General features: G+C 67.2%; 19 protein-coding genes. 5 read left to right on the plus strand and 14 right to left on the minus strand.

Annotated features, from left to right (window positions below; translation table 11 throughout):
- Positions 1–84 precede the first annotated feature (84 nt).
- From ADBZ9K_RS07715 to ADBZ9K_RS07745, 7 genes are all read right to left on the minus strand, one after another.
- A complete protein-coding gene (locus tag ADBZ9K_RS07715) occupies positions 85–1,320 on the minus strand; it encodes an acyl-CoA dehydrogenase family protein (RefSeq protein ID WP_526619498.1) in 1,236 nt (411 codons plus the stop codon).
- Positions 1,317–2,300, minus strand: coding sequence for a GNAT family N-acetyltransferase (locus ADBZ9K_RS07720; protein WP_526619499.1), 984 nt, complete (start codon positions 2,298–2,300; stop codon positions 1,317–1,319). Before ADBZ9K_RS07720 ends, ADBZ9K_RS07715 begins: the two co-directional genes overlap by 4 nt.
- A complete protein-coding gene (locus ADBZ9K_RS07725; protein ID WP_526619500.1) occupies positions 2,297–2,461 on the minus strand; it encodes a hypothetical protein in 165 nt (54 codons plus the stop codon). Before ADBZ9K_RS07725 ends, ADBZ9K_RS07720 begins: the two co-directional genes overlap by 4 nt.
- Entirely contained in the window at positions 2,458–4,011 is a 1,554-nt protein-coding gene (locus ADBZ9K_RS07730) for an amino acid permease (RefSeq protein ID WP_526619501.1), read from the minus strand. The genes ADBZ9K_RS07725 and ADBZ9K_RS07730 overlap by 4 nt, the downstream gene beginning before the upstream one ends.
- A 120-nt stretch (positions 4,012–4,131) precedes the next feature.
- The gene (locus tag ADBZ9K_RS07735; protein ID WP_526619502.1) at positions 4,132–5,535 is read right to left on the minus strand and encodes an LLM class flavin-dependent oxidoreductase; all 1,404 of its coding nucleotides are present in this window, start codon (positions 5,533–5,535) and stop codon (positions 4,132–4,134) included.
- Positions 5,532–6,842: an NtaA/DmoA family FMN-dependent monooxygenase gene (locus ADBZ9K_RS07740; protein WP_526619503.1), complete on the minus strand. Its 1,311-nt coding sequence runs from the start codon at positions 6,840–6,842 to the stop codon at positions 5,532–5,534. Before ADBZ9K_RS07740 ends, ADBZ9K_RS07735 begins: the two co-directional genes overlap by 4 nt.
- 90 nt (positions 6,843–6,932) lie before the next feature.
- The gene (locus tag ADBZ9K_RS07745) at positions 6,933–7,868 is read right to left on the minus strand and encodes a TIGR03564 family F420-dependent LLM class oxidoreductase (RefSeq protein WP_526619504.1); all 936 of its coding nucleotides are present in this window, start codon (positions 7,866–7,868) and stop codon (positions 6,933–6,935) included.
- Positions 7,869–7,949: 81 nt separating this feature from the next.
- Here ADBZ9K_RS07745 and ADBZ9K_RS07750 point away from each other — a divergent pair, with 81 nt between their 5' ends.
- Positions 7,950–8,558, plus strand: coding sequence for a TetR/AcrR family transcriptional regulator (locus ADBZ9K_RS07750; protein WP_526619505.1), 609 nt, complete (start codon positions 7,950–7,952; stop codon positions 8,556–8,558).
- Here the strand turns inward: ADBZ9K_RS07750 and ADBZ9K_RS07755 are convergent.
- Genes ADBZ9K_RS07755 through lepA form a run of 3 tightly spaced genes read right to left on the minus strand, consistent with a single transcriptional unit; the run spans position 8,536 to position 11,963 of the window.
- On the minus strand, positions 8,536–9,249 hold the full coding sequence (locus tag ADBZ9K_RS07755) for a sensor domain-containing protein (RefSeq protein ID WP_526619506.1): 714 nt from the start codon (positions 9,247–9,249) through the stop codon (positions 8,536–8,538). The genes ADBZ9K_RS07750 and ADBZ9K_RS07755 overlap by 23 nt on opposite strands.
- 39 nt (positions 9,250–9,288) lie before the next feature.
- On the minus strand, positions 9,289–10,047 hold the full coding sequence (locus tag ADBZ9K_RS07760) for a sensor domain-containing protein (protein ID WP_526619507.1): 759 nt from the start codon (positions 10,045–10,047) through the stop codon (positions 9,289–9,291).
- A gap of 5 nt (positions 10,048–10,052) precedes the next feature.
- On the minus strand, positions 10,053–11,963 hold the full coding sequence (gene lepA, locus ADBZ9K_RS07765; RefSeq protein ID WP_526620815.1) for a translation elongation factor 4: 1,911 nt from the start codon (positions 11,961–11,963) through the stop codon (positions 10,053–10,055).
- Between the two features lie 69 nt (positions 11,964–12,032).
- Here lepA and ADBZ9K_RS07770 point away from each other — a divergent pair, with 69 nt between their 5' ends.
- The gene (locus ADBZ9K_RS07770; protein WP_526619508.1) at positions 12,033–12,629 is read left to right on the plus strand and encodes a type II toxin-antitoxin system PemK/MazF family toxin; all 597 of its coding nucleotides are present in this window, start codon (positions 12,033–12,035) and stop codon (positions 12,627–12,629) included.
- Positions 12,630–12,647: 18 nt separating this feature from the next.
- Here the strand turns inward: ADBZ9K_RS07770 and ADBZ9K_RS07775 are convergent, their stop codons facing one another.
- Positions 12,648–13,079: a CBS domain-containing protein gene (locus tag ADBZ9K_RS07775; protein WP_526619509.1), complete on the minus strand. Its 432-nt coding sequence runs from the start codon at positions 13,077–13,079 to the stop codon at positions 12,648–12,650.
- A gap of 109 nt (positions 13,080–13,188) precedes the next feature.
- On the opposite strand from ADBZ9K_RS07775, the gene ADBZ9K_RS07780 reads away from it, so the two are divergent.
- Positions 13,189–14,193: an aldo/keto reductase gene (locus ADBZ9K_RS07780; protein ID WP_526619510.1), complete on the plus strand. Its 1,005-nt coding sequence runs from the start codon at positions 13,189–13,191 to the stop codon at positions 14,191–14,193.
- Positions 14,194–14,196: 3 nt separating this feature from the next.
- Here the strand turns inward: ADBZ9K_RS07780 and ADBZ9K_RS07785 are convergent, their stop codons facing one another.
- From ADBZ9K_RS07785 to glnT, 3 genes are all read right to left on the minus strand, one after another.
- A complete protein-coding gene (locus tag ADBZ9K_RS07785; protein WP_526619511.1) occupies positions 14,197–14,934 on the minus strand; it encodes a TetR/AcrR family transcriptional regulator in 738 nt (245 codons plus the stop codon).
- A gap of 62 nt (positions 14,935–14,996) precedes the next feature.
- Positions 14,997–15,755: a creatininase family protein gene (locus ADBZ9K_RS07790; protein ID WP_526619512.1), complete on the minus strand. Its 759-nt coding sequence runs from the start codon at positions 15,753–15,755 to the stop codon at positions 14,997–14,999.
- On the minus strand, positions 15,755–17,125 hold the full coding sequence (gene glnT / locus ADBZ9K_RS07795) for a type III glutamate--ammonia ligase (RefSeq protein WP_526619513.1): 1,371 nt from the start codon (positions 17,123–17,125) through the stop codon (positions 15,755–15,757). The genes ADBZ9K_RS07790 and glnT overlap by 1 nt, the downstream gene beginning before the upstream one ends.
- Positions 17,126–17,485: 360 nt before the next feature.
- Between glnT and ADBZ9K_RS07800 the strand changes: the two genes are divergently transcribed.
- Together ADBZ9K_RS07800 and ADBZ9K_RS07805 are read left to right on the plus strand one after the other, a co-directional pair.
- Positions 17,486–18,313, plus strand: coding sequence for a ribonuclease Z (locus ADBZ9K_RS07800; protein WP_526619514.1), 828 nt, complete (start codon positions 17,486–17,488; stop codon positions 18,311–18,313).
- Positions 18,314–18,410: 97 nt separating this feature from the next.
- Positions 18,411–19,958, plus strand: coding sequence for a PepSY domain-containing protein (locus ADBZ9K_RS07805; protein ID WP_526619515.1), 1,548 nt, complete (start codon positions 18,411–18,413; stop codon positions 19,956–19,958).
- Positions 19,959–19,968: the final 10 nt, after the last annotated feature.

Genomic DNA, 19,968 nt, shown 5'->3' on the forward strand with positions numbered 1-19,968 from the left:
CACGCTCGACCGGGAGGATCGAACCGTCATTCTCGTCGACGACGACTTCGGCAACGCGCCCGACCCGATCACCGCCGAGGGCTGCTAGTTGCCCTGTCCCCCACGGCCCAGCGAGGCCAGGTCGGCCACCGGGTCGGTGCGGTTGATCAACCAGTCCCCGAGGATCCGGGCCTTGTAGACCCGGGGGTTGTGCGAGGCCAGCGTGCGCGCGTTCTTCCAATGCCGGTCCAGGGAACGCTGTTCGGACACCCCGGATGCGCCCAGCGCATCGAAGATGCGGGTCGTGGCGGACAGGGCGGCCGCGATGATCACCAGCTGGGCCTGGTCGACGGCGACCTCCGCGTCGATCAGGCGCTGGCGCGCCCCGATGTCATCACCGGCCAGGCGACCGGAGACGATGCGGTCAAGCGTGGCGCTGCTGCGCGCCAACGCCGCCTCGGCGGCAAACACGTCGGCCGACACCTCACCGACAACCTGTAGCAGCTGCGGATCCGCGCCTGGAACCGTCGCCAGCCCCTGGGGATAGTTGCGGATCCGCTCGGTCAGCGCCGTCGAGCCGTCGCGCAACGCCGCCTTGGTGATTCCGGTGAGCACCGAATGCATGGCGGTCTGGTAAAAGTGCGCTTGATAGCTGAAGCGCTCGGTCGCCGGGAAGACGTCGCCGCGCTCGGCTCGAACGCGCTCGTAGCGCGCGGTGCCGCTGGCGGTGGTCCGCTGCCCGAATCCGTCCCAATCGTCGACGAGGGTCACCCCGGGATCGTTGCGTTGCACCAGCGCGGTCACCAGCTCACCGTCATCACCGCGCCCGAGGACATCGAGCCAGTCGGCGTAAAGACTGCCTGTCGCATAGTATTTCGCGCCGGTGACAACCCAGTGGTCGCCTTCGGCGGTGATCGTGGTGGTCAGATTGGCCAGGGTCACGTTGTTGGCCTCGGTCCAACCGCCGCCGACGAATTCACCGCCGAGGAACCGGCTGATCCAGGTGTCGTTGGTCTCCGACCGGGTTGCATTGAGCCGATCTTCGACGAACGCCAGATGATTGCGCCAGATGTGGGCGACGTTGGGATCGGCCTGGGCCACCTCGGCCAGCAGCGCGAAGGTCTGCTCCAGCGACGCTCCGAAGCCACCGTGGATAGCCGGGATTCGAACGGTGCCGAATGCGACTTCGTTGAGCCAGCGGACCTGTTCGTGGGGGAACACCCGGTCGCGTTCCCGCTCGAGGTTGCCTTCGGCGATCTTGTCGATCACCGGCCGGAAGACCGACAACAGGGCTTCGTCGGATGCGGTCGGTTCGGTCAGATAGATCGGTGAGGTGGTCATTGCGATCCTGCACTGTCGATGCGGTAGGCGGCTTGCTGTTCGACGGCGACGTATCCGAGGCGGCGATACAGCAGGTGCGCCTTGCTGCGGTTGTTGATATCGGTCCCCAGCGACGCGACGGTCAGTCCGCGCCGCAGCGCCGCCAGCCAGATCTTCTTGAGCAACACCTCACCGATGCCGTGCCGGCGCAGGTCGGGTCGCACCCCGATGTAATCGGTGTGGGCACTGCGCTCGTCGGCGCCGGCTACGCCGGCGGTGTAGGCCGAGCCCAGCACATAGCCGACGACCGCACCCGCCTCGTCGAGTGCGGCAATGCTGAAGTCGGGGGTGAACGCGCGGCTGGTGATGTGGTGCTCCCAGTCCTCGGGGCTCTTCGACATGTTGCCGAAATGTTCGAGGAAGGTGCCGTGCTGAAGTCGGCGCACCTGCTCCCCCAGGCCGCGCTCGATGACTTCGGGCCAGCCGATCACGGTGATGCCAGGTGCCGCAACCTGTTCCAGGGCGGCGGGGTCCTCGCCGTACAGCGGCTTGCGGGTGCGGATGAATTCGGCTTCGCGCTCGGCGCCACGCCGATTCAGCGCGTCGATCACGACCGGCTGGTTGGAGCCGATGATCACCCGCAGGAACGCACCGGGGATCGTCGCCGCCTCCCGCTCGAAGCGGTGGACGCTGGTGCGCACCACGTCGTCGATGATGTCGGAGGGGACGTCGGGGTCGATGACGAAGTCACCGATGATCTCGGGCTCCGCACCGTGCGGGTGGTGGAGGGCCGCATATCCACGAACACGGCCGCGCGCGTCACGCAGCACGTTGGCCTCCAGCGCAGACCCGAGCTGCTCGGCGACATCTCGGGAGTCGGCGGCAAACTTGCGACCGCTCAGCCCGTGGGTGGTGGCCAGGAAGTCGGCGATCAGCGGATGGTCGGCCGTCCGGGCCGGGGTGACCGACCAACGGCCGGTCACCACATCAAGGATCGTCATCGGTTACTCCTCGGCGCCGGCACCGAGATCCCCACCAGGGTGGCTTCGTTGAGCCATGTCAACGCGATGTCGGCCTGGGAGACCGGGGGCAACCCCGGGGTGCTGGCGCGCACGAAGCCCGCTCGCAGCGCCAGGACGAGGCGCGCAAGGTGGTCCCTCACTGTGCCACCACCTCCTTGTCGCGCTGTGCCTTGGGATCCTCGTCGCCGCTGCCCCCGTGGATCTGATCCGGCTGATGACGGAGCACCTCGAGGATGCCCTCGTCTACCAGTCGCTGCTGTTCGGTCTCGGACAGGGTCTGAATGCCGCCGAGCCGTGCCGCCACCTCGGGGCGGGTGCGGCGCAGGTACCAGTACCAGAGCAGTCCGACGAACAGCAGACCAAAGAAGGCGAACGGCAAGATGTTGAACGGGAACTCCGGCACCGGGTAGAAGTTCGAGAAGATCACGTAGCCAATGCCCAGCGTGGCGACAACCGAGACGACGAGCCGAGTCATGTTCAGCGCCTTGATCTTTCGCAGCCAGATCGGGGTGGCGATCACCACCAGCAGATAGCTGATCAAAAATCCCCAGTTGGCGACGTAACCGCCGTACACGTCGAACACAAGACGCCCGACCGAGCTGAAGGTGGCCGTCACTGAGAAGATCAACGCCAACACACCGACGAATACGATTCCCACCCAGGGCGTCTTGTGTTTGGCGTGCACCTTCGTCAGTGCCTTCGGGAGGGCACCTTCGTGCGCCAGGGTGAACAGCGATCGGGCCGCGGCGGTCGTGACCGCAGTGACGAACACGATCATCGCGATGGCCACTGCCGCGCTGACCACGTAGTTGATCCACGACACCCCGGTCACGTCGGCCAGCTGAGGCAACACCGCCTTGTCGCCGTCGATGTCACCGAAGTGCAGGATCTGCGGATAGGTGGCAAAGACGTAGATCACGCCGATGAGCAGCACAACCCGCAACAACGAGCGGGCGATGTTCTGGTGCGCGTTCTTGGCCTCGGCGCCCAGCGACGCTACGCTCTCGAAGCCGGCGTAGGAACCGACAGCGGTGACGGCGGCGATGAATGTGGCGCTGGTGCCCAGATACGTGGGATTGAACTGCTCGGTGTCGATGTGCCAGCCGTAGCTGGCGTACGAGGCGACGATGATCACGAGGATGGACGAGATCGCAATCACCTCGAAAGCCAGCTCGTACTTTGCCGCGATCGCGACACCCCGGTAGGGCAGGTAGGTGGCGGCGGCCACCACAACGATCACCAGCAGGGTGCGGAACCACGCCGCTTGCGAGCCCAATCCGATCGACTCCAGGAAGGAATCGAGATACAGCACGCCGCCAAGGGTGCCGGTGATCGCAAAGCCGATATAGCCCAACAGCAAACTGAATCCGGCGGCGTAGGCGAACCCAGGCCCCAGCCCGTTACCGGCATAGGTGCCCAGCGAGCCCGATGACACGGTCCGCTTGGCCTGGAAGCTGATCGTCGTCGCGATCAGAACCGTCAACGTCAACCCGACCAGCACCGCCCAGGAGGCGCCTTTGCCGGCCGCGACGAACAGTGAATAGGGGACGCTGGCGAGGGCGACGCTCGGCGCCGCTGCCGCTAGGCCCTGCGCGAAAACGCCCCAGGGCCCCAGTGCTTCCCGCTCGAGACCGGTGGAATCGGCGGAGGTCAGGGAACGGCCGCTGAGACCAAGTTGTGGAGTAGCCATGATGCCGCCTTCCTTGCCTCGGCGTGCGTTATCAGCGCCGCGCATTAGCTTGGCACGCAGAGGTTTTAACGTATTTTTGACGTAGTGGATACGGTGCCGGAAAGTAAGGCGCCGCGTGAGTTATCGGATCGCCGAGATTCTTTTCCGATAGGACGAGCCGGGGTGTTCGGCGGGCAACAATGACGAGCCGGCCGGAAACAGCCGTTGCCGCAGTGTTTCTCCGCTGTCCGAACTGACCAGTCCACGACGTCGCAGCTCGGGAATGAGGTGCTCGGCAACATCGGCAAAGCTACCCGGCGTGAGCTGGTAGGCGATGTTGAACCCGTCGACACCGGTGCGGTCGGCGAAGTCCACCAGCCCGTCGGCAACCGTTGCCGCGTCACCGACGAAGAGCGGACCGCCGAACCCGCCGAGACCACCGACGTAGTCACGCAAGGTGATCTGGCGCCGGAGATCCGGATCGGCGGTGTCGTCTACCGCCGCCAGGATCGATTGACAGGCCTGCGTCTCGAACTGTTCTATCGGCCGGTCGACGTCGTAGGTCGACCAGTCCACCCCGGTGAGCGCTGAAAGCAGGACCAGCCCGCCTTCCAGGTCGGTGTAGCGCGCCAACTCGTCGGCCTTGGCCTGCGCCGCCCGGCCGGTGCTGTCCACCACGATCTCCACCGAGCTCAGGAAGCGCACCCCGTCGGCACTGCGGCCGTGCTGGACCGCGCGGCGCCGCACGTCGTCCACCCGCGACCGCATGACCTCGGGACGCGGATCGGAGACGAACACCACCTCCGCGTTGCGCGCCGCGAATTCCCTTCCTGCGGTGGATGAACCGGCCTGGAACAGCACCGGCGTCCGCTGCGGTGACGGCTCGACCAGATGAGCCCCCGGCACGCTGAAGTAGCGGCCTTCGTGGCCGATCGGGTGCACTTTGGTGGCGTCGGTGAAGACACCGCTGGCCCGGTCGCGCACCACCGCACCGTCCTCCCACGACGCTTCCCAGAGCTTGTAGGTGACGTCGAGGAACTCCTGGGCGATGGCGTAACGCTCATCGTGGGGTATCTGGTGTTGCCGGCCGATGATGTTGCGTGCCGCGCTGTCCAGCAGCGAGGTGACCACGTTCCAGCCGATCCGTCCACCGGTGAGATGGTCCAGCGTGCTGAACTTGCGGGCCAACAGGTACGGGCTCTCGTACGTAGTCGAGACGGTGACGCCGAACCCCAGCCGATGCGTTGCCGCCGCCATCGCCGAGACAGCCAGCAGCGGATCGGTGACCGGGGTCTGCACCGCGTGGGTCAGCGCGGCATCCGCGCTGCCGCCGTACACGTCGAGCTGTCCGACCGCGTCGGCGATGAACAACAGGTCGAAACCGCCGGCATCGAGCAGGCGGGCGAGGTCCACCCAATAGTTCAGGCTCGTGTAGTTCTCGGTGGTGTCGGCCGGATGGCGCCAGATTCCGAAGTTGCCGTGCGACACCGTCGACATCGTGAACGCGGACAACACGAATGGTTCGCGGGTACGCCGACCGCTCATGCCGAAATCTCCTGCCGTTGCGGAACATCCAGACCCAGATGCGCACGCAGGGTCGTGCCGGTGTATTCGTGCCGGAACAGTCCCCGCTTGCGCAACACCGGAACCACCTGGTCGACGAAGTCGGCGAACTGACCGGGAAGCCCGGAATCGGTCAGCACGAAACCATCTGCCGCGCGGGATCCGAACCAGGTCTCGATCTCGTCGGCGATCCGTTCGGGCGTGCCGATGACCTGGGCACCCCAGCCATTGATCGTGCGGTAGAGGAATTCCCGCACGGTGGGGTTGCCGTCCCGGGCCAGTGCCCGGTAGCCCGCAAGCGCGGTCTGGTGGGTCTCGGTGGTGTCGGGGAATGCCGACTCCGGGACCGGACCATCAAGGTCGGCGCCGACGACATCGACGTCGACCTCCAGCAGCCAGCCGGCTTGGTACTCGGGGCTGAAGTACTCGAACGACGACCGCTCGATCCGGCGCACCTCGTCATCGGTGGAGCCCACGATGAACCGCAGCGAGGGCGTGATCAGCGGCGGCGACGAGCGACCCACCCGGGCGGCCTCGGCGTGGATCTGGCGGTAGAACTCCTGGGCCCGGCTCAGGGTCCCCTGCCCGGTGAAGATGACTTCGGCATGGCGCGCGGCGAACTGTCTGCCACGCGGTGATGATCCAGCCTGGAAGATGACCGGCTGGCCCTGCACCGAGCGGGCCGCACCGATCGGCCCCGCCACTTGGAAATGCCGCCCGCGATGGTTGGCCGGCTGGATCGTGCTGACCTCGTTGAAGATTCCCCGGCGGCGATCCTCGACAACGGTGTCCGGGCCCCAGCCGTCCCAGAGCTTCTTGACGACCTCGATCGCTTCATCGGCGATCTCGTAGCGTTCGTCGTGGTCGATCACGCCCCGGGCGCTGAAGTTGTCGGCGGCTGCCGCGGCGAAGCTGGTGACCAGATTCCATCCGGCGCGGCCACCACTGAGGTGATCCAGCGAAAGCAACTGTCGGGCCAGGTGATACGGATGCGCCAGGGTCGCCGATCCGGTGACCACCAGGCCGATGTACTCGGTCACCGACGACAGCGCCGCGGTCGCCGTCAATGGTTCGAAGTCCTCAGTTGTCTTGTACGCCCAGGTTTGCCGCGGGCCGTAGTTGACCCCGTCGGGAAAGAACACCGCGTCGAAGGTGCCCTTCTCCGCGGTTTGGGCATGCTCGATGAGCCGGCGGCGGGCCGCGGCGGTGCTGTTGTCGATCTCCGGGTGTCGCCATGGCCCCGCCGAGCGGGTGCTGCCGAAGGTCAGGAGATGCACTTCTCGGGACACTTGCGCAGACTAGGTCCGCATCCCGCGCCGGTGCACCGGTTAAACCCGCCGCGAATTGAATTGCCGCCCATCAGAAAGCGGCCGTAGCGGTCAGTCCACGCGCCGGTGGGCGGCCAACAGGGCGACGGTACGGGCGACGGTCTCGGCGTCCCCGAAGGGAATGGCCGCGAACTCGGTGGCACCGGTGCCGGCGAACCGGGCCAGCTGGTCCAGCACCGCGTCCTCGTCGCCGATCACGCAGACGTCGGCGACGGTGTCGACTCCCTCGTTGTCCAGCATCGCCCGATAGGCCGGCATATCGCCGGATGCGCCGAAGGCAGCCAGCATGGCGGCTCGAGCGCCCTCGACGTCGTGGGTGACACTGACCGGTAGGCCGACGACGATTCTCGGCGCCGGTCGGCCGGCTGCCTCCGCAGCGGCGGTGATCGTCGGCACGATATGCGTCGCAACGGTTTTGGCGCCCACCCAGCTGGTGACCGTCCCGCCGGTCAACGTTCCGGCCAGTTCGAGCATGCGCGGCCCCAGCGCGGCGATCACCACCTCGGGCGCAGCGACCCCAGCCAGGGCGAGTTGCCCCACCGCCGTCAGCCGTTCACCGTGGTGGTCGACGGGTTCGCCGCGCAGGGCCCGGGCCAGGATGTCGAGATATTCACGCAGGTAGTCGACGGGCCGCTGGTAGGAGTATCCGTACACATCGGAGACCACCCAGCGGTGACTGACCCCGACGCCGAGCAGCAGCCGGCCGCCGGTGGCCGCGGAGACCGAAAGTGCCTGGCGGGCCAGCGCCAACGGGTGCTGGGTGTGGGCAACCAGTACTCCGCTGGCCAGTTGGATGCGGTCGGTCTGCGCGCCCGCGGCGGCGAACACCGTCAGCACATCCCAGCCGGCAACCCCGGCCAGCGGAGGGAGCTGCGCCATCCAGATGCGGGCGAAGCCGTCCTGCTCGGCGGCCCGTACCGCGGCCAGTGCATCGCCGAAACCGCCGGGCCCGTCGGCGACCGGTACCGCGGAGAGAGTGATCTGCATGGCTTCCCAACGCTAGAATTCGGAGACTTCCTCCGGACAAATATACGGAGGAACCCTCCGTTTGTCTACGGATGTGAGGATATGACCGAACCCCCACGCCGCCGTCCCCTGCGTGCGGACGCGGCCCGCAACCGCCAGGCTCTGCTGGCCTCGGCCCGATCGGCCTTCGAGCGCAACGGGGTACAGGCCTCCCTGGACGAAATCGCGCAGGCCGCCCACGTCGGACCGGGCACGCTCTACCGGCACTTCCCCACCCGCGATCGTCTGGTGCTGGCGGTCATCGAGGACGGCCTCAACGATCTCCATCGCCTCGGCGTATCACTGCTGGACGACCCCGACCCGGTGGCTGCGCTGCGCCGCTGGCTGGCCGCCTACATCGGGCAGGGCAGCCTGTTCGACGGCCTGGCCCGCACCCTGGTGGTCACGCCGCAACCCGACGACGACGCCCACGATGCGTGTGTCCGCTCCCGGCAGGCCGGAGCCGCGCTGCTGGCCAGGGCGGCCGGCAGCGGGGACCTGCGCGACGACCTCGACGCCGACGACGTCCTTGACCTGGCGGCCGGGATCGCCTGGGTGGGACAGCAGCCCGACCGGGACAGCGAGCAGCGGTCCCGGTTGGTGGAGTTGGTCATCGACGGGCTGCGCGCCCCCCGCACGGCGGCGGGTGCTACTTCTTCGCGGCGTTCTTGAGCATCCCCGACGCGATGCTCTGAGCCTCGTCGGTGATCGCGTCACTGCACGCCCACGCTTCGACGACGAGGTTGGACGCCCAGGTCAACGCATGCTGGCAGCCCCACCCGCCGGCGTTGCGCTGAGTGGAGGTCTGGCTCAGGATCGTCCCGCCGACGTCCGCATCGTCGATCCGCCACGTCGAGTGCACGTCGGAATTGTCGATGTCGATCGACGAGCCGCCACACCGCTGCCAGGTGGTTCGGGAATCGTCGACGAACTTCTGGGCTTTGACCGCCGACGGGTAGAGCACGGCGATCTGCTCGACCCAGTGCTGATTGTCGCTGGTCGGCTCCTGCAACACCTGGTCGCGGACGGCGGTCCAGTCGCTGCCCTGATAGACGAGTTCCTCCGCGCCGTAGATCGCACCCAGGCAGTCCACATCGGACACGCCGTCGGAGTTGTCACTCATGCTCTCCGACGACGCGGTGACCCGGATACCCGTGGACCCCATGATCCCGTTGACCTCCCCGGCACTGAGCAGCACGCGCTCGAGATCGGACTCCTCGAGCATCGGGATGTCGCTCCCGACCGGGCTGTCGTCCTGAGCTCGCACGGCCGTTCCGCCCACTGCCGCGACGCACCCAGACAACGTCGCGGCGACAAGCGCGGCGACGCACACGACGGGCAGGCGACGGCTCACGGACGACATTGTCCCCCAGCTGTCAGTTTCCTGTGCGCCAACCGAGGTTCATCGCCGCCGGTTGACCGCGTCCAGCACGCCGGTGGCCACCCGGATCGCCCGGCCCGCGGTGCGCTGCTGAGCTGCATCACCGTCGGTGACCGCGACGTCGACGTCGACGATGCAGTCGTCGGCCACGCCGATGGCCCGCTCGGTGGGGAACTGCGCGTCACGCTGGTTGTCGGAGTTGACCACCGTCGCCGACAGCACCGGACCATCGACGCGGACGTCGGTGATCAACTCGTAGAGCTCGGTGTCGGAGGCGTTGCGCAGGGCGGTGGTCACGGTGGTGCCTTCGCAGTCCTTCCACCGCGTCACGAAGGCGCTGAACACCCGTTGCGCCTCTGCGGCAGAGCTGAACTCGACGACACCGACGTCTGCGCTCGAGACGGTCTGGCTGCCGCCGTAGTGCGAGAACTCCTGCCAGGCCACGCCGCGCACCTCGCCGGTCTCGTAGACGATCCGCATGAATGGCGAGACGGGCCCAAGGCATTCGATCGGGTTGGCGGTGTCGTTGTCACGAATTCCATTGGGGAGCGCGTCGATTGCGCCGGTTACCGGCGGTTGGGAGGCATCCAGTCGGTTGCCCACCGCCTGGCTGACCGCCGCGCTGCTGGGCAGCACCGCGGCCAGATCGCGCACCGGCGCGGTGCGCATGTCACGATGCGCGGTGCCCGCCACCGTGGTGGTGCAGCCGGCCACCACAGCGACAGCCGCTGCGGCGCACAAAACCCATTGCCCCCGAACGACATATGCGTCGTTGATCAAGCCCCCTATTTTTTGGACTTGTCTGCCGATTTGTCGCCGCCCGCGTCCGAGGACAGCGCTGCGACGAACGCCTCCTGCGGCACATCGACCCGCCCAATGGTCTTCATCCGCTTCTTGCCCTCCTTCTGCTTCTCGAGCAGCTTGCGCTTGCGGGTGATGTCACCGCCGTAGCACTTGGCGAGCACGTCTTTGCGGATCGCCCGAATATTCTCCCGGGCAATGATTCTCGAACCGATGGCGGCCTGGATGGGCACCTCGAACTGCTGGCGCGGGATGAGCTCCTTGAGCTTGGTGGTCATCTTGTTGCCGTAGGCCGAGGCGCTGTCCTTGTGCACGATGGCCGAGAACGCGTCCACGGCCTCCCCCTGCAGCAGGATGTCGACCTTGACCAGATCGGCCTCCTGCTCGCCGGCCTCCTCGTAGTCCAGGCTGGCGTAGCCGCGGGTACGCGACTTCAGCGAGTCGAAGAAGTCGAAGATGATCTCGCCCAGCGGCATGGTGTAGCGCAGTTCGACGCGCTCGGGCGACAGGTAGTCCATGCCGCCGAGTTCGCCGCGCCGGGACTGGCACAGCTCCATGATCGTGCCGATGAACTCGCTGGGGGCGATGACCGTGGTCTTGACGACCGGCTCGTACACCGCGCGTACCTTGCCCTCCGGCCAGTCCGAAGGGTTGGTGACGACCATTTCCGTGTTGTCTTCCTTGACCACCCGGTAGACCACGTTCGGCGCCGTGGAGATCAGGTCGAGGTCGAACTCGCGCTCGAGGCGTTCCCGGGTGATCTCCATGTGCAACAGCCCGAGGAATCCACACCGGAAGCCGAAACCGAGTGCCACCGAGGTCTCGGGTTCGTAGGTCAGCGCGGCGTCGTTGAGCTGAAGTTTGTCCAGGGCCTCCCGCAGTACGGGGTAGTCCGAGCCGTCCACCGGGTACAGGCCTGAGTAGACCATCGGGCGGGGCTCGCGGTAGCCGGTCAGCGCCTCGGTGGCGCCGTGCCGGGCGGTCGTCACCGTGTCACCGACCTTGGACTGGCGGACGTCCTTCACCCCGGTGATCAGGTAGCCGACCTCACCGACACCGAGACCCTGGGTGGCCTTGGGTTCCGGCGAGACGATGCCGACCTCCAAGAGCTCGTGCGTCGCGCCGGTCGACATCATTTTGATCTTCTCGCGCGGATTGAGCTTGCCGTCCACCACGCGGACGTAGGTGACCACACCGCGGTAGATGTCATAGACCGAGTCGAAGATCATCGCCCGCGCGGGTGCGTCGTCGTTGCCGACCGGGGCCGGGATCAGGCGCACCACCTCGTCGAGCAGCTCGCGCACGCCTACCCCGGTCTTGCCGGACACCCGCAGCACGTCGTCGGGCTCGCAGCCGATGATGTGGGCGATCTCGGCGGCGTAGCGCTCCGGGTCGGCGGCGGGCAGGTCGATCTTGTTGAGCACCGGGATGATGGTCAGGTCCCGGTCCAGCGCCAGGTACAGGTTGGCCAGCGTCTGCGCCTCGATGCCCTGGGCGGCGTCGACCAGCAGCACCGCGCCTTCGCAGGCCTCCAGCGCGCGGGACACCTCGTAGGTGAAGTCGACGTGGCCGGGCGTGTCGATCAGGTGCAGCACGTAGTCGGTCTCCCCGACTTTCCACGGCAGCCGGACATTCTGGGCCTTGATGGTGATGCCGCGTTCACGCTCGATGTCCATCCGGTCGAGATACTGGGCGCGCATGTCGCGATCCGCGACGACGCCGGTCAACTGCAGCATCCGATCGGCCAGTGTCGACTTGCCGTGATCGATGTGAGCGATGATGCAGAAGTTCCGAATCTGCGCCGGCGCTGTGAACGTCTGGTCGGCGAAACTGCTGATTGTGTTTCTCCTGGTCGGGTGGTGCTTCGAGGGGGCCCTCGGGTCCGTCCAGCGTATCGACTACACCGCCGAGGGACACAATCGCGCGCCGGGTCCGCACCGATGCGGGCCGCTATGCTGTCGAGAATGGCGTCGCAGTGGAGGACGTTGCAGAAGTTCGCAGAGCACCTCGTGTTCAACGAGGCGCCCAAGCTCATTCGGCAACTGCCTATTCCGCAGGTCGTGCCGCGGACCATCCAGCAGGGGCTCAAGATGGGGATCGAGGCGCTGGTCGCCAGTGCCGTCACCCTTGACCAGCCCGCCTCGATCACCGCCGGCAGGCCGGTGACCAGCGCCAGCGTCCCAACCGCCCATCGCGCGCGCAAGCTGGTCTACGCCCCCGACCTCGACGGCCGCGCCGACCCGGGCGAGGTGGTCTGGACCTGGGTGGTCTACGAAGACGACCCGACCCGTGGCAAGGACCGGCCGGTGCTCGTCGTCGGCCGGGACCGGCGCACCCTGCTCGGGCTGATGCTGTCGAGCCAGATCCACCACGCCGACGAACCGAACTGGATCGGCATCGGCGCCGGCAACTGGGACTACGACGGGCGGCCCAGCTGGGTGCGGCTGGACCGGGTGCTCGACGTGCCCGAGGAGGGCATCCGCCGCGAGGGCGCGATCCTGGACCGGCCCACCTTCGAACTGGTGGCTGCGCGCCTGCGCGCCGAGTACTCCTGGAGCTGAGCGCTCAGTCCCCGCCGGTTAGCCGCCCTGGGTGATATAGGCCTGCAGGCGTTCCTGCTCGGCCTGCAACTGCTCCATCCGGTTCTTCACCACGTCGCCGATGCTGACGATGCCAATCAACCGGCCACCCTGGATGACCGGAACGTGTCGCACCCGCTTGTTGGTCATCAACGCACTGAGGTCGTCGACCAGATCCTCGGGTGTGCACGTCACTAGCACGGTGCTCATGATGTCGGCGACCTGGTGCCGAAGCAGCTCAGGGCCGTGCTCATAGAGCTTGCGGACCACGTCGCGCTCGGAGACGATGCCCACCACACCGTCGGGCCCGACCACCACCATCGCCCCGATGTTGTGCATGACCAGCTCGGCGAGCAGACCGGTTACCGTCGTGGTCTCGGTGACAGTGGCCACCGCCGAACCCTTGGACCGCAGAATGTCCGCGATACGCATCGCCCACCCCCTTGTGATGGATGTCACATCAGGCTAAGGCTTATCCGGGCGCCGCGGAAGCAATCCGCAATGGTTGGGGTTGGGGCAGATGAGTGAAGGGAGATCGGTAATGGGTGCTGTGCCGCGGACGGTGTTGGGCGACGGGTTGACGGTGAGTGCGATCGGTTTCGGCGGAATGGCGCTGACCCCGGTGTACGGCGAGGTCAACGACGCCGAATCGCTGGCGACGCTGCACCACTGCGTGGACGTGGGCGTGACGTTCATCGACACCGCCAACGTGTACGGCGGCGGGGCCAACGAGCGACTGATCTCCCGGCTGCTGGCCGATCGCCGCGGCGAGGTGACGCTGGCGACGAAGTTCGGCATCGACGGCGATCCGACTACCGGGAAGCTGGCGGCCCGCGGTGACGCCGAGTACGTGCGGCGCTGCATCGACGAGAGCCTCGAACGGCTCGGCACCGACGTCGTCGACCTCTATTACCTGCACCGCCGTGACGTGTCCGTCCCGCTCGAGGACACCGTCGGGGCGATGGCCGAACTGGTCACCGCGGGCAAGGTGCGCCATCTGGGGCTGTCCGAGGTGACCGCCGACGAACTGCGTGCCGCAGTGGCGGTCCACCCGATCGCGGCGGTCCAGAGCGAATGGTCGATCTGGAGCCGCGACGTCGAGCGCCATGTGGTGCCGGCTGCCGCAGAACTCGGCGTGGGCTTCGTGCCCTACTCGCCGCTGGGCCGCGGCTTCCTGGCCGGAGCGGTCCGCTCGACCGCCGACCTGGCGTCGGCGTCGGACTTCCGCCGCTATATTCCGCGCTTCGCCGAGGGCGCCCTGGACGCCAATCTTGCTGTCGTACAGGTGGTCACGTCGATCGCCGAGGAGCTCGACGTCACCCCGGCACAGGTCGCCCTGGCGTGGCTGCGGCAGCGGGCCGAGTCGCTGGGGGTGGCGTCGGTCCCGATCCCGGGAACCCGCCGCGCCGCCCGCGTCGACGAGAACGCGGGATCACTGTCGGTGCAGCTGAATCCCGATCAGCTGGTGGCACTGGACGCCGCAGGCGCGAGCGTGTCCGGTGGGCGCTCCCTCGACCCGTCGTGGGTGTCGGCCGGACGGGAGTGACCCTCACGTCCGCGGCGGGGCCTGGCCGGGCAGGGCCAGCGCAGCGTCGTCGAACTGGCCGGCCTGGCTGCTGATCCGGCCGATCTCGCTGGGGCGCTTGAGCAGTCCGCGCACCGCGATGGTGGCCACCTGTTCGGCGACCCGAATGGCCTCGGCGACCCGGTCGCCCTCGTCGGTGTGCAGCCGGGTGCGTTTCTGGGCGCCTTCATCGAAGTTGAGCAGCAGCCCAGCCGTCTCCTGCCGATCGCAGTCGATGAACTTTCCTTCGGCGATCGCCGCACCGATCAGGTCGGCCACCCAGTCCCTGAGCCGTTCGTAATCGGTCCAAAACTGGTGGAACTCGGCGCGCTGGTCGTGCGCGATGCGCTGAATCTCGTTGAAATCGATCGGCGACAACGCCAACTGCAGGGTGTCGAAGCGCAGCAGGCGATAGAGCTTCACTGCCGGGGAGCCCGAACCGGCACCGACCTCGGCGATGAAGGTCAGCGGTGCCCGGTTCACCAGCAGCGTCTCCCCCAGCAGCTGCTCCTTGTTGCGGAACCAGTAGTAGAGCGACGACTGTTGCAGCCCGGCGGCGCGCGCGATGTCACTCATCGTGGTTTGCGCGTAGCCCTTTTCGGAGAACAGTCGCGTGGCCGCGTTGACGATCCCGGCTCGCGGCGACGCGGTCGCCGTCGAATCGGCGTCGTTACGGGGTCGCCCGACGGATCGGCCCTGCGACCGGCCCTCCGGTGTCGGCACGTGGCGAATTGTACGGTGATCAGACCCCAACGGCGCGCGCTTGAGGCCGACCCGCTGCGCGGTCATTGCAGTGGTGGGACCTCGCAGTGTGCGCGCTCGACGACGTCGCGCGCGGCCGCCACGACATCTCGCCACAGCTCCAGGCCGAGCGCCTTGGACGCGCGTGACGGATATCCGGTGACGCCGTTGGTCGAAACCTGATGGACCGGGTAGCGGAACACCGTGCCCGCCGTCCGGTCGGGATCGTCGGCCGTGCGCATCGCCTCGGTGTCGACCAGCTCGGGTCGAATCGCCAGCATCAGTGCGGTTTCCGCGGCGTTGGCATGCCAGTCCACCGCGTCCTCGGTGGCGCGGCGCGCGATATCGGGCGTGAGATCCCACCACTGCATGACGCCGATGCGCCGATCGGGGTACTCCCGGCGGAACCGGTCGCAGGCCAGCCAGAGCGGGGCGGCGTTGCCGACGTGGCCGTTGACGAACACGATGCGGCGCACCCCGGAGTCCACGCATGCCTGGGCGACCCGACCGGCCGCTGCCGCCGTCTCTTCACCGGTGAAGGCGACCGTGCCGGCCAGCCCGGACCCGTGAAAGAAGCTGGCGCCGAACGGCAGCGGGGGCAACACCAAGGCAACCTCACCCGCGGCGGCCTCGGCCACGGCGGTGGCCATGATGGTGTCGGTACCCACCGGGAGATGGGGTCCGTGCTGTTCGGTGGCACCGACCGGGATCAACGCCACGGTGTCGGGATCCTCGGACAGCCGCCGCGCGATCTGCGCCGAGTTGAGGTCGTCCCAGCGTCGGCTCACCGCGCCGGTCGTCATCAGAAGAACCTCAGGTACCGGTCGGATTCCCACGATGACACGTGGGCGTTGTAGGAGTCCCACTCGGCCCGTTTCTCGGTGATGAACGACTCGAACATCGCCGGGCCGAACACGGTGCGGGCCAACGGATCCGCCTCCAGCGCATCGATGGCCTCACCCAGCGATCGGGGCAGCCAGCTGATCCCGCGGTCGGCCAGGTCGGCCTCGGAGAGCCGGTAGAGGTTGTCCCGATTGGGCTCTCCCGGGTCGAGCCCCTCGCGGACGCCTTCCAGCCCGGCCGCCAGCATCAGCGCCGCGCCCAGGTAGGGATTGTTGGCGCTGTCGGCGGCGCGGCACTCGACCCGGCCGCCGCCCTTGGGGATCCGCAGCATATTGGTTCGGTTGTTGTCGCCGTAGCAGGCGAAGATCGGCGCCCACGTCAGCCCGGACATGCTGCCCTGTTTGACGAGCCGCTTGTAGCTGTTGACGGTCGGGGCGATCACCGCACAGATCGCCGGGGCGTGGCGCAGCACGCCGGCGATGAACTGGTAGCCGAGTTGGGACAGTCCACATCCGCGTGGATCGTCAGGGGCCGCGAACGCATTGACCCCGTCGGCATCGGCCAGCGACATGTTGAAATGGGCGCCGCTGCCGGTCCGGTCGGCGAATGGTTTGGGCATCCACGAGGCGAACAATCCGTGTTTGCGCGCGATCTCGCCGACCATCATCCGGAAGAACACGAACCGGTCGGCCATCGCGACCACGTCGGTGTAGGTGAAGTCTGTCTCGAATTGGCCGTTTCCGTCCTCGTGGTCGAACGAGTAGACGTTCCAGCCCAATTCGTTCATCGCCGAGACGATGTCATCGACGACGCCGTAGTTGTGCAACATGCCACGCAGGTCGTAGCAGGGCTTGTCCAGGTTGTCGTCCGGGCTGGCGGGTTCGGGAACACCGGAGCGGTCGGACAGCAGGAAGAACTCGGTCTCGATACCGAGGTTGAATGTGTAGCCAAGCTTGGCGGCGTCGGCGGTCACCCGTTTGAGGATCTGCCGGCTACACGCCTCGAACGGAGTGCTCCCGATCCACAGATCGCCGGGGAACCAGGCGATCTCACGGTTGAACGGCATGATGATCGCGCCGTCGAGGTCGGGGTGCGGGGCGACCTCGTCGTCGTTGACGTCCTGGGGTACGCCGTCGAGGGCGGCGCCGGTGAACATCTCCGATCCGCGGGCGGCCTGCTCCAGATGCCCGAGCGGCACCATCTTCGCCTTCGACTTGCCGTGCATGTCCACGAAGCTGATCGCCGCGTACCGCACCCCTGCCGCGGCCAGTTTCTCGGCGACCTCTTCTACCGAGGAGCCCCGCACGCGGCCGTTGAGTGTGCTGATCATCTCTTCCTTTCAGCCGGCGGGCTCCCGTCCGAGGTGGGGCTCGCACCGTGGTTACAGACCGACCGTAACCAGGGTCTGTTGCGGCGCTGTTTCCGATCAGTGAATGAACTATTGAAATAAGTTGTTCTAAGCCCAGCCGAACAGGAACTTTGTTGTTCACGGTTGATCACTATGGTCAATATAGTATTGAAATACCGATCACCAGTGGGCGGCCCGCCCATCGCCACCCGCCAACTTGGGTGTGCACACCTGCGCGGAGCGCACGCGAACGCGCCCAAGTTGGGCCGATGGCACACGACACCGATACAGCGCGCGCACCAATTGCCCGGCAACGGGGTCCCCACACGGTAGGAATGACGCATGATCGACATCACGCTGCTCGGGACCGGAAGTCCGATGGTCGACCCCAACCGCGCCGGCCCGTCCACCCTCGTCACAGCCGGCAACTCGGTGTTTCTGGTCGACTGCGGGCGCGGGGTGCTGATGCGTGCCGCCGCGGCCGGGGTCGGGGCGGCCAACATCACCGCGCTGCTGCTCACTCATCTGCACAGCGACCACATCACCGACCTGTCCGATGTCATCACCACCCGCTGGGTGACGACCTTCGTGCCGACGCCGCTGCCGATCATCGGCCCGCCCGGCACCAAAGCCGTCGTCGAAGCGACACTGGCCGCCCTGGCGCCCGACATCTCCTACCGGATCGGCCACCACCCCGACATCACCGAACCGCCGTCGATTGAGGTGCACGAGTACACGAGCGGCCAGGTGTGGGACGCCGAGGGGGTTCGGATCACCGCGGCCGCCACCGATCACCGTCCTGTCGAACCGACCCTGGGATTCCGAGTGGAGTACCAGGGCGCCTCGGTGGTGCTCGCCGGCGACACGGTGCCCTGCACGTCCCTGGACGAACTAGCTCGCGGCGCCAATGCGCTGGTACACACCGTGATCCGGGCGGATTTGGTGGCACAGATTCCGGTTCAGCGACTCCGAGACATCCTCGACTACCACTCGTCGGTCGAACAGGCAGCTGCCACCGCGGCGCGCGCCGGGGTCGACACCCTGGTGCTCACCCACTACGTGCCGCCGCTGGCGCCCGGGCAAGAGGACCAATGGCGGGCGTTGGCCGCCACCGAGTTCAACGGTCCGATCGAACTCGGTAACGACCTACACAAGGTGTCGACCGGCTGATTTTTTTACACCCCGGGAACTCCAGCGCCGTCGCCCCCGACTAAAGCCATGTCTGAGCTGTGGCCACGCCGGCCCGGCCACTGGTGCAAGGGGTGCGATGACGACGACGGAAACGACGAAGCGGCGCGGTGAGGCAGCGGTTTTGCGCCGGATCTGGCGGTTGCACTTCTGGGTTGGGCTGTTCGCGGCGCCCGTCCTGGTGGTGCTGGCGTGCACCGGCCTGATCATCCTGTACAGCCAGCCGCTGGACGCCGTGCTGAACCGGCATCTCTTCGTCGTCGAGCAGGGACCGGCGACGGTCCCACTGGATCAACAGGTCGCCGTGGCCAAACAGCACGTCGGTGCCGACTACACCCTCGAAGCGGTGACGCCGCCGGACAACGCGGACGGCTCGACCCGGGTCGATTTCCTAGCCCCGAATGCTCCCGGGTACCCGCAGGCCGAGACCAACGTCATTCAGGTCTTTCTCGACCCGTACACCGGCACCTATCTTGGCCAGCGCAGCCAGCTGTCCGGACTGGTGGGCTGGGCCAACCAGCTCCACCGGATGTTCGGTAACGACGGCCCGCATGTGCAGCTGCCGTCCCTCGGTCATCTGATCAACCCGTCGGCCTATCCCGAGGCCACCATTCCGGTCGGAGTGGGCAACCTGGTGATGGAGCTGACCGCGACGTGGATCCTGGTGCTGCTGGCCAGCGGCATCTACCTGTGGTGGCCCAGAGCCATCGAGGCGACCAAGCCACTGCTGAAGGTCAGGTGGGGCAAGGGCGGCCGGATCCGCTGGCGCGACCTGCATGCCCTCACCGGCGTGGTCATCGCGGTGATTCTGATCTGCTACATCGTCTCCGGAATGACCTGGACCCGGTACTGGGGTGAGAACTGGCGCGCCGTGGCCGCCACAGTCACCCCGTCCACGACGATCGACGCGCCGTCGACACCGGCCAAACTGGGTGACTACGACCGGCTCGGCCGCCGCATCGCCTGGGCCGCCACCGACGACCCGATCTACGCGTCGGCGCCGGGCGGTGCCGTCGCGGCGCCGCTGTCGTACGCCGACATCGACCGAATCGCCAAAGACGAGCACATGGTGCCCGGCTATTCGATCTTCCCGCCCTCGAATTCGACCGAGAACGGCACCACCGTCTACGGCAGCTACACCGTGGTCAACCATTGGCCCCAACGGGTTTCCGAACAGCGCACCCTCTATCTCGACCAGTTCAGCGGTGCCACCATCACCAACGCGACCGCCGCCCAGGACGGCGCGCTGTCTCGGTTGACCAGTTTCGGCATCGCCATGCACATGGGCAACCAGCTCGGCTGGCTGACCCGCGTCACCGCGACGCTGGCCTGCCTCGGCGTGCTGACCAGTGTGCTGACCGGGTTCCTGATGTGGTGGAAGCGCCGCCCGGCCGGCGGTACCGGACTGCCCGGCCCGGCCAGCGCCGCCACCCGCGCCAACACCCCCAAGGGGGCGATGATCGCGGTGACCGTCGTGGCCGTCGCACTCGGTGTGTTCTACCCGGTGTTCGGAGTTTCGCTGCTGGTCGTTCTCGCCGTCGAGGGAATCATCGCCGCGCGACGGGCGCCGTCGGAAGAGTCGCTCGACGACGAGCACGACCCGGTGCGGGTCGGGGTCGAGCAATGACAGCAGGCTC

Source organism: Mycobacterium sp., assembly GCF_965229265.1.
GTDB lineage: Bacteria > Actinomycetota > Actinomycetes > Mycobacteriales > Mycobacteriaceae > Mycobacterium.

Excerpts from the sequence above, each read along its gene's own strand:
- ADBZ9K_RS07715 (WP_526619498.1), bottom strand. The coding sequence starts at position 1,320 with ATGACCACCTCACCGATCTATCTGACCGAACCGACCGCATCCGACGAA.
- ADBZ9K_RS07720 (WP_526619499.1), bottom strand. The coding sequence starts at position 2,300 with ATGACGATCCTTGATGTGGTGACCGGCCGTTGGTCGGTCACCCCGGCC.
- ADBZ9K_RS07730 (WP_526619501.1), bottom strand. The coding sequence starts at position 4,011 with ATGGCTACTCCACAACTTGGTCTCAGCGGCCGTTCCCTGACCTCCGCC.
- ADBZ9K_RS07735 (WP_526619502.1), bottom strand. The coding sequence starts at position 5,535 with ATGAGCGGTCGGCGTACCCGCGAACCATTCGTGTTGTCCGCGTTCACG.
- ADBZ9K_RS07745 (WP_526619504.1), bottom strand. The coding sequence starts at position 7,868 with ATGCAGATCACTCTCTCCGCGGTACCGGTCGCCGACGGGCCCGGCGGT.
- ADBZ9K_RS07750 (WP_526619505.1), top strand. The coding sequence starts at position 7,950 with ATGACCGAACCCCCACGCCGCCGTCCCCTGCGTGCGGACGCGGCCCGC.
- ADBZ9K_RS07755 (WP_526619506.1), bottom strand. The coding sequence starts at position 9,249 with ATGTCGTCCGTGAGCCGTCGCCTGCCCGTCGTGTGCGTCGCCGCGCTT.
- ADBZ9K_RS07770 (WP_526619508.1), top strand. The coding sequence starts at position 12,033 with ATGGCGTCGCAGTGGAGGACGTTGCAGAAGTTCGCAGAGCACCTCGTG.
- ADBZ9K_RS07775 (WP_526619509.1), bottom strand. The coding sequence starts at position 13,079 with ATGCGTATCGCGGACATTCTGCGGTCCAAGGGTTCGGCGGTGGCCACT.
- ADBZ9K_RS07780 (WP_526619510.1), top strand. The coding sequence starts at position 13,189 with ATGGGTGCTGTGCCGCGGACGGTGTTGGGCGACGGGTTGACGGTGAGT.
- ADBZ9K_RS07790 (WP_526619512.1), bottom strand. The coding sequence starts at position 15,755 with ATGACGACCGGCGCGGTGAGCCGACGCTGGGACGACCTCAACTCGGCG.
- glnT (WP_526619513.1), bottom strand. The coding sequence starts at position 17,125 with ATGATCAGCACACTCAACGGCCGCGTGCGGGGCTCCTCGGTAGAAGAG.
- ADBZ9K_RS07800 (WP_526619514.1), top strand. The coding sequence starts at position 17,486 with ATGATCGACATCACGCTGCTCGGGACCGGAAGTCCGATGGTCGACCCC.
- ADBZ9K_RS07805 (WP_526619515.1), top strand. The coding sequence starts at position 18,411 with ATGACGACGACGGAAACGACGAAGCGGCGCGGTGAGGCAGCGGTTTTG.